General features: G+C 71.0%; 9 protein-coding genes. 8 read left to right on the plus strand and 1 reads right to left on the minus strand.

Annotated features, from left to right (window positions below; all coding sequences use genetic code 11):
* Positions 1 to 167 precede the first annotated feature (167 nt).
* Positions 168 to 1,046, plus strand: coding sequence for a patatin-like phospholipase family protein (locus DEJ25_RS12700; RefSeq protein WP_111044891.1), 879 nt, complete (start codon positions 168 to 170; stop codon positions 1,044 to 1,046).
* Between the two features lie 12 nt (positions 1,047 to 1,058).
* On the opposite strand, the gene DEJ25_RS12705 is transcribed toward DEJ25_RS12700, so the two are convergent.
* The gene (locus tag DEJ25_RS12705; protein WP_111044892.1) at positions 1,059 to 2,252 is read right to left on the minus strand and encodes an acyl-CoA dehydrogenase family protein; all 1,194 of its coding nucleotides are present in this window, start codon (positions 2,250 to 2,252) and stop codon (positions 1,059 to 1,061) included.
* A 63-nt stretch (positions 2,253 to 2,315) separates the two neighbouring features.
* Here DEJ25_RS12705 and DEJ25_RS12710 point away from each other — a divergent pair, with 63 nt between their 5' ends.
* The 7 genes from DEJ25_RS12710 to DEJ25_RS12745 all read left to right on the plus strand — a co-directional run bounded on the left by DEJ25_RS12710 (position 2,316) and on the right by DEJ25_RS12745 (position 7,977).
* Positions 2,316 to 2,942 (plus strand): QsdR family transcriptional regulator, encoded by a 627-nt coding sequence (locus DEJ25_RS12710; RefSeq protein WP_181427434.1) that lies wholly within the window; start codon positions 2,316 to 2,318, stop codon positions 2,940 to 2,942.
* A gap of 341 nt (positions 2,943 to 3,283) precedes the next feature.
* Positions 3,284 to 4,777, plus strand: a complete 1,494-nt coding sequence (locus DEJ25_RS12715) for a recombinase family protein (protein ID WP_111044893.1) — start codon at positions 3,284 to 3,286, stop codon at positions 4,775 to 4,777.
* Positions 4,778 to 5,508: 731 nt separating this feature from the next.
* Positions 5,509 to 5,787: a hypothetical protein gene (locus DEJ25_RS12725; RefSeq protein WP_111044895.1), complete on the plus strand. Its 279-nt coding sequence runs from the start codon at positions 5,509 to 5,511 to the stop codon at positions 5,785 to 5,787.
* Between the two features lie 59 nt (positions 5,788 to 5,846).
* Positions 5,847 to 6,740, plus strand: coding sequence for a P22 phage major capsid protein family protein (locus tag DEJ25_RS12730; RefSeq protein ID WP_111044896.1), 894 nt, complete (start codon positions 5,847 to 5,849; stop codon positions 6,738 to 6,740).
* Between the two features lie 10 nt (positions 6,741 to 6,750).
* A complete protein-coding gene (locus DEJ25_RS12735) occupies positions 6,751 to 7,026 on the plus strand; it encodes a hypothetical protein (protein ID WP_111044897.1) in 276 nt (91 codons plus the stop codon).
* A gap of 103 nt (positions 7,027 to 7,129) precedes the next feature.
* Positions 7,130 to 7,633 (plus strand): hypothetical protein, encoded by a 504-nt coding sequence (locus DEJ25_RS12740; protein WP_111044898.1) that lies wholly within the window; start codon positions 7,130 to 7,132, stop codon positions 7,631 to 7,633.
* Entirely contained in the window at positions 7,630 to 7,977 is a 348-nt protein-coding gene (locus tag DEJ25_RS12745; protein WP_146240685.1) for a hypothetical protein, read from the plus strand. Before DEJ25_RS12740 ends, DEJ25_RS12745 begins: the two co-directional genes overlap by 4 nt.
* The last annotated feature ends 15 nt before the right edge of the window (positions 7,978 to 7,992 follow it).

Below are 7,992 nucleotides of genomic sequence, written 5' to 3' on the forward strand. Positions count from 1 at the left end.
CGCGCCCGCGCCGTCCGTTCCCCTGTCCCGCACGAGCACGGTAGGGCCGACCACCGACGGACGGGAGGCGCGGGGCGGGGGCGATCCGTGCCTCCCGTCCGGGTCGTGGTCGGGTCCGCCGAGCGGACGTGGTGCGCGTTCATCGCCGGACTTGGTATGCAGGACGCATGACCGATGTTGCACAGCCCACGCCCACGCCCGGAACACGCGCCATCGTCCTCGGAGGCGGTGGGGTCGCCGGCATCGCCTGGGAGCTCGGCGTCCTGTCCGCGCTGGAGGACGCCGGGGTCGATCTCGGCGCCGCGGACCTGGTGGTCGGGACGAGTGCGGGGAGTGTCGTGGGGACGTTCCTCCGCGCCGGCGCGGTGCAGACGGCCTACGAGCAGCAGTCGAGCCCCCTGCCGACGACGTACGAGGAGCCGGCGGCCGTGGACGTGACCGCCGTCGAGCAGCGGTTCGCCGCCGCGATGCAGGGCGCCACATCCGAGCAGGACGCCCGTGCGCGGGTCGGTGCTGCGGCGCAGGAGGTCACCACCGGCCAGAGCGACGACGAGCGCGTGGCCACCTTCCGGCAGACGCTGCCCGGTGCCGAGTGGCCGGAGAAGCCCTACGCGGTGACCACGGTCGACGCGGTGGACGGGTCCTTCCGGGTGTTCCGCGCCGAGGACGGCGTGCCGCTGGAGCGTGCCGTCGCCGCGAGCTGCTCGGTGCCGATCGTCTGGTCACCCGTGCGCATCGACGGGCACCCGTACGTCGACGGTGGGGTGCGGTCGGCGACGAACGCCGACGTGGCCGCCGGGTACGAGCGGGTCCTGGTGATCGCGTGCAGCCCGGAGGGGCCGTCGCCGCTCGGACCGTGGCTCGACCGGTCCGTCGCAGCCCTCCGCGACGCCGGGTCGCAGGTGGAGGTCCTGGTCGCCGACGAGGCGTCGCAGCGGGCCTTCGGGACCAACTCGTTGGCGCTGTCGACGCAGCGACCCTCCGCGGAGGCCGGGCGGGCCCAGGCGGAGCAGGTGGCGGAGCGGGTCGCGTCGTTCTGGGCGTGAGGCGGTGACGGGTCAGACGAACGCGGCCTGGCCCGTCACGGCACGACCGACGATGAGCGTGTTGACCTCCCGCGTGCCCTCGTACGAGTAGATCGCTTCGGCGTCGGCGAAGAACCGGGCGACGCCCTTCTCGAGGACGATGCCGTTGCCGCCCTGCACTTCACGGCACCAACCGACCGTCTCGCGCATCCGAGCGGTCGCGAACGCCTTCGCCATCGCCGAGTGTTCGTCGCCGCCCAGGCCCTGGTCCTGCAGGGCCGACGCCTGCGCGCAGAGGGCGATCGACGCGGTGATGTTGGCGAGGGACTTCACGAGCAGGTCCTGGATGAGCTGGTGCGAGGCGATCGGCTTGCCGAACTGCACACGCTCGCGGGCGTAGCGCAGCGCCGCCTCGTAGGCACCGACGGAGATGCCGACGGCCTGCCATGCCACCTCGGTGCGGGTCAGGCGGAGCACCGCAGCGGTGGACCGGAACGAGTCGGCGTGCTGCAGCCGGCGGGCTTCGGGAACGCGGACGTCCTCGAGTGTGATGTCGGCGTTCTGCACCGAGCGGAGGGCGATCTTGTCCTCGATCTTCGTCGCGGTGAACCCCGGGGTGTCCGAGGTCACGAGGAAGCCCTTCACCTGACCGTCGGCGACGTCCTTCGCCCAGATCACGACGACGTCGGCGAACGTGGCGTTGCCGATCCACCGCTTCGCGCCGTTGAGCACCCAGGTGTCGCCCTCGCGACGAGCCGTGGTCCGCAGGCCGCGGGCGGAGTCGCTGCCGGAGAGTGGCTCCGTCAGGCCGAAGGCACCGACGATCTCGCCCGACGCCATCCGGGGCAGCCATTCGCGCTGCTGCTCGTCACTGCCCGCAACCGCGATGGAGTTCATGGCCAGGCCGGACTGCACCCCGATGAAGGTCGCGATGCCGGCGTCGACGCGGCCGAGTTCGAGTGCGGCCCAGCCGCGGTACACGGCGGAGTTCTCGAACTGGCGGACCAGCGGGACGCCGGGGCCGTACATGCCGAGTTCGGCGAGCGGTGCGATGACCTGGTTCGGGAACTCGGCGCGGGCCCAGTAGTCGTCGGCGATGGGTGCGACGTCGCGCTCGAGGTACTCGCGGAGCTTCCCGAGGGAGGCGCGTTCCTGGTCGGTCAACTGCTCCTGGAACCGGTAGAAGTCGGATTCCAGCAGGGGCGTCTGCGCAGCCGTCGTTGACATGACCCCAACGATGCATCATTCTCGAAAACGTTGCAAGACGGGTACGACGACTCGGGGAGAACCGTGAGCAGGCAAGCACTCGGGGCGCTCGGCTCGGCCCTCGTCCCGAGTGCCCTCGCCGCCCGACTGGAGGCCCACCCCGACTCCCAGCGCGCGTTCCGTGCCGCGCGCCACAGCTTCATCGACGGCGCGCGCATCGACATGGGGGCGCTCGCGTCGTCGCTCGGGGTCGACCGCACCTCGCTGTTCCGCTGGGTCGGGAACCGCGACCAGCTGCTCTCCGAGATCCTCTGGTCGCTCGCCGTCCCGACGCTCGACGCCGCCGGTCGTGCCGCAGCCGGGTCGGGAGCAGCACGGATCGTCGACGTCCTCGGCCGGTTCACCGCGGACCTGATCCGGGCGCCGTACTTCCGGGCGTTCCTGACCCGGGAGCCCGCTCGTGCACTGCGACTGCTCACGACGACGGACAGTGACGTCCAGCGGCGGTTCGTGGCCGTCGTCGCCTCCCTGATCGCCACCGAGCAGCACGCCGGCGCGTTCGACCCGGCACCGCTCTCCCCCGAGGAACTCGGACGGCTGCTCGTGCGTGTCTCGGAGTCGTTCACGTACGCGGACCTGATCTCCGGCGAGACGCCGGACCCCGAGCGGGCACGCACGACGTTCGAGTACATCCTGCGTCCCACCCGGTGATCGGACGAAGCGACCGGACAGCCGGCTGCCCGCTACCGGAAGCCGTTCTCCTCGAAGAGGTACCGCGGCAAGCCGTGTCCGGTGCAGCGGTCACGACGGCGGACGCCCCGGAGGACCTCACGTACGTGCTCGCCACACCCGGTCCAGGTGGACTTCCCGCACACCGGGCACTGCGCTGACTCACACATGCACCCCTTGTAGCGACACCGACCCCGGAGCGCTCCAAGGCCGGCGTCGATCGGCTACCCGCGCTGCCGTCAGCGACAGCAGTCGTCAGATGAGGTCGTCGGACAGGTGGTTCGGCGTGCCGAAGCGTGCACAGTGCGCTCTAAGATCGACGCATGAAGCGCGCCGTCCTGTACCTCCGCCTGTCCTCGGTCTCCGAGGACTCGACCTCGATCGAGCGCCAGCGCGCCGACCTTCAGGGTCTCGCCGAGCGCGAAGGATGGGACGTCGTTGACACGCTGACGGACGACGGTATCTCAGGGCGGAAGGCTCGGGCGAACGCCGCCGAGGCGCTCCGGATGCTCCGCGACGGCGAGGCCGACGTGCTCGCCGTGTGGAAGCTCGACCGCTGGACCCGTCAGGGCCTCGGCGCGATCGGCGCTCTCGCGGACACGCTCGACGCGACGCCCGGCGCTACGTTCGTTGCGATGCAGGACGGCCTCCGCTCCGATCAACCGGCCTGGCGCCTGATCGCCGCCGTCCTCTCCGAGGTGGCCCGCACGGAGGCCGACAACACCGCGAAGCGAGTTGCCTCCTCGATCGCGCACCGCCGGACAGTGGCCCACCGCTACACGGGCGGCGCGACGATCCCCTTCGGCTTCGACTCGGTCCCGGCGCCTGACGGCGTGGGTCGGGTGCTCGTGCACGACCCCGAGGAGGTCGTCGTCGTCCGCGAGATCGCGCGGCGACTCCTGGAGTCCGACGTGTCCCTGACGAAGCTCGCGATCGAGTTCACGGCCCGCGGCGTCCCGACCTCGCGCTCTCCGAAGCGACGAGCTCGCAAGCTGGGGAAGCCGGACGCCGGGCTCGACGCCGGACTTTGGCGCGCGCACACGGTGAAAGACCTCGTGACGCAAGACCTCGCCCTCGGCCGGGTCACACACCGCGGCGCCCTCGTCCGGGACGAGGACGGCCTCCCGGCGACCGTCTGGGAGCCGCTCCTCGACAGGGCCAGTGTCGAGCATCTTCGCGCCCGCTTCGACGGGACGAAGCGCGGCCCCGGCACGAACGTCCCGCGGAAGGCGCGCCTTCTGTCGGGTGTCGCGTTCTGCGCTCACTGCGACCGGAAGCTCTGGGTCTCGTCTCAGGGCGGGAGGCCGATCTATCAGTGCTCGACGCCACGCGAGCACGGCGAGTGCACCGGCTCGCCTCGCGTGGACGCGGTCAACCTGGAGCGGCTCGTCGTCTCTGAATGGCTCCGCAATGTCGGGCCGCTCGACGAACGGCGAGAGGAGGACACGGTCGAGACGACCGGTGACGTTGCGGACCTCCAGGACGTCGACTCGGCGCTCCAGGAGGCGACCTCCGCGCTTCTCGAAGACGACGCGGACCCTGCCGCCCTCATGCGACGGATCGACGCGCTGAAGGTCCGACGGACAGAGCTCCGCGCCTCGGCCGCCTCTGCGACCGTGACGACGCGCATCGTCCGAACCGGCCGCACGAACGCCGAAGCGTGGGAGAGCGACGAAAACCTCGACCGACGGCGAGGACTTCTCCTCTTCGCCCTCGATCACGTCGCCGTCCTCCGCTCGACGAGCGCCGACCGCCGAAGCCGTGCCCTCGACCCCGATCGCGTCGTCTTCCGATGGAATGACTTCTTCGCCGACTGACTTCGGCGAGCGCCGCCCGTAGCCCCCTCCTCCTTCGCGGGAGCGAGGGGACTTCGTCGAGTCGGGAGTGGTGAAGGTGCCGGAAGTGACGGCGCCATCGGGTCGACTCGCGCGCCGGAGGCGCTTCAGCACCCACGCCGGGTGACGAAGTGACGGAAGTGCACCCCTCTTACCTTCTCTCTCTGGAGTGAGTTCTCTCTCTACAACAGAACCGGAGGAGGGTCCACTTCCGTCACTTCGTCACCGCCCCGCCTCCGGCGCCCCTCAGCGTGAGCAGCTCAATCCGCCTGGCCCCCTTCTCTTCTGTCCCCGTCACCGACAGAAGGAGCCCACATGCCAACCCCCGAGGATCACGTGCGCCGGGTGGCGGCGAGGTTCGACGACGGCTCCGGCGAGGTTGTGGCCTCCGCCCTTCGGGCCCTCGCCCGTCGCCAGGCCCGGGCCGGGAAGACGTGTGCCGCGTGCGCCGAGCGGAAGCCACTCTCGGCGTTCAGCGCTGACTCGCAGAAGGCAGACGCGCTCGCCTCGCGCTGCCGGTCCTGCCGTCGGCGACGTTGGTAACGCTTTGTTGGTCATACCCCTGGCCCCCTTCTCTTCTGACCCCCCATCAGGCTTGAACGTCCTGGGTGGCCCTTTCTGTGGTTGGACAGCCCCACCTCCGCGCCCTTGTCAGGCACCGAGGTGGGGTTTTCTTCAGCCCCTCGACCGTTACCAACACCGGAGCCGCCACTGTGAACCGCTCATGCGCCGCCTGTGGCGCCCCGCTTGCACCGAATCGCCACGCGACCGCCCGATACTGCAACTCGACCTGTCGCGTCGCCCGCCTCCGAGCAGACCGTGACCTCGACGCCGCGCGCGACGCCACCGCGGCGTCGCTCCTTCTCCGCCAGACCCGCGCCCTCGCCGACCGCGAGGCAGCCGCCGTCTGGGGAGACGCCGTCGCGCGGTCGACCGCCGACGCCGAGCTCCGCGAGATCGCCTCGGACGTCCGACGCCTCTTCGGCGCCTGACCCACACACCCGCGCCCGGACGCGCGCCCGCCGCCCGGTCCTCCTACCGCAAGGAATCCATGCCTAATCAGCTCCTCACCCCTGACAACATCGCCGGGACTGCCGCCGCCCTCGTCGGCAAGGGTCTCGGCCTCGCCGCGCTCCTGCACCGCGACCTCGAAGCCGACTTCAGCGCAGGCTCCGGCGACACCGTGAAGGTCCGCGTGCCCGGCGCGATCGCTGTCCAGACCAAGGGCATCTACGACACGACGACCCCGCTGGTCCGCGGCTCGATCTCCGAGCAGTCGATCGACGTCAAGCTCACCACGCACGCCTACGACAGCGTCGTGCTCTCCGAGGGAGACATGGACCTGGAAATCGGCGACTTCGCGAAGCAGATTCTCCTCCCGCAGGCCGACGCGATCGTGAACTACGTCGAGCGCACCGTCGCCGCGACACTGAAGGCAACGCCGGAGACCGAACTGAGCTACGACCCGGCCGCCCCGGCGCGAGTCTTCACGCAGATTCGCCGCCAGCTCCGCGACAACGGAGTCCCCACCACGGCGACGCTGATCGCTGCCGTCGGCTCCGGCGTCATGGCCGACCTGATCGACGGTCCCATCGGCTCGTCCGGAACCACGTTCGACGCCGACGGCAAGGTCCGCGGCTTCCAGATCGTCGAGTCCACCCGTCTCGCCGCCAACGAGATCGTGGCCTTCGTCCCCGAGGCGTTCGCCCTCGTCATCCGCGCCCCGGCATCGCCCGACGGTGCGCCCTACTCCGCGTCGGTCAAGTCGGAAGGCTTCGCCCTTCGCCACATCCGTAGCTACGACCCGAGCCTCGCGGTCGACACCTCGCTCCTGAGCGCCTTCGTCGGCGTGCAGGCGATGCCGCTGGCGATCGACAACGAGGACGGGACCGTGACGCTGAAGCCCAACGCAGGCGCCGTCCGCGTCCTGACCGCTTCGGTCTGAGAGGAACCCCATGCCTAGCCTCGAAGTCATCGCAGCCGTCGTCGACGACGTCCTCCGCAACAGCCCCGCGCCGTCGGTCGACGAACTCGCTCCTGCGACCGCTGCTCGTGTCCGCGCCGAAGCAACCCGACGGGGGATGACGCCCGCGGAGGTCATCGCCGAGGGGCGCCGCCTCGACCGCGAGGAGCGCGAAGCGACGCTCCGTGCCGAGCGCATCGCCTCCCGCGCCCGCCGCGCGTACCGCGAGAGCGGCACCCGCCGGACCGTTTACACGGGCCAGGCGTAACAGCCGGAGGGGCCGCATAGCGGAGCGGCCCCTCCCTCCTCCTCCTCCTCTTCGATAGTCGAGCGTGCGATACGCGCTCGACGGCGGTTAGGACCCGCCTCGCATGACTGCCAAGCCCACCCCCTTCGCCCCTCAGATCGCCGCGCTCCTGAGCCCCCAGGCTCGCCGCGAGCTGCCGAGTCTCGCGACGCGCTCCGCCGTCCGCACCGTCCCGCTGGAGGCAATCGCACCGATGGCACGGAGGGCGTGGGCGGCCGTGACTGCTGACGAGCGCCGCGCGCACGTGGAGCGTCTTGCGCTTCGACTCGTCGCCGAGGACGGAGCGGAGATCGCATCAAGCAAGATCGCTCAATACGTCGCGGCGACGCACGGCGACAAGGTCGCACAGCGGACGAGTCCCCCGGCTCCCCTGAAGAAGGCGACCGCGAATGTCAACCCACTTCCGACGCCGACGCCGACGGCCGAGGACCGCCCCGCAGCCGCGCTCGTCGGTCTCGGCTACTGCCTCCCGTGCTCGTGCGGATGCGGCGCCTGGAGCTTCACCGGCTCACCCCGCCCGGCGCGGAAGCTCGCGCACACCGGCCTGGCGGACGGGACTGCCAAGTGAGCGGCACCCCTACCCCCGCCGAGCTCAACCGCCCCGTCCCCACCCGGCGTCCGCTGCCCGCTCAGGTGCGGCGCCACGCGGCCATCGCGCTTCGGCTCAGCCAGGCCCTCGTCACCGTCGACGAGGCGATGTCGTCGACACAGGGCAGGACGACGGTCCGGACCACGAACGCGCTCGGCATCCCCGACCCCGTCGGCGAGACCGTCGCGGCGATCGACCGGCTCACGCTCGCGCGCCGGGCGGCGGAGTCAGAGCTCATGCTGGAGCGCACGGCACAGGCCCTCGAAGCCTCGCTCCGCACCTTGGAAGGCGCCGTGGCGCAGTGGGAGGGTGGCCGGCCCTAGCGAGTGGCCGCGGGG

This window comes from Curtobacterium sp. MCPF17_011 (genome assembly GCF_003234145.1).
GTDB lineage: Bacteria > Actinomycetota > Actinomycetes > Actinomycetales > Microbacteriaceae > Curtobacterium.

What these genes read in the sequence shown, in the direction of transcription:
- DEJ25_RS12700 (WP_111044891.1), top strand. Translation starts at nt 168, where the DNA reads ATGACCGATGTTGCACAGCCCACGCCCACGCCCGGAACACGCGCCATC.
- DEJ25_RS12705 (WP_111044892.1), bottom strand. Translation starts at nt 2,252, where the DNA reads ATGTCAACGACGGCTGCGCAGACGCCCCTGCTGGAATCCGACTTCTAC.
- DEJ25_RS12715 (WP_111044893.1), top strand. Translation starts at nt 3,284, where the DNA reads ATGAAGCGCGCCGTCCTGTACCTCCGCCTGTCCTCGGTCTCCGAGGAC.
- DEJ25_RS12730 (WP_111044896.1), top strand. Translation starts at nt 5,847, where the DNA reads ATGCCTAATCAGCTCCTCACCCCTGACAACATCGCCGGGACTGCCGCC.
- DEJ25_RS12735 (WP_111044897.1), top strand. Translation starts at nt 6,751, where the DNA reads ATGCCTAGCCTCGAAGTCATCGCAGCCGTCGTCGACGACGTCCTCCGC.
- DEJ25_RS12740 (WP_111044898.1), top strand. Translation starts at nt 7,130, where the DNA reads ATGACTGCCAAGCCCACCCCCTTCGCCCCTCAGATCGCCGCGCTCCTG.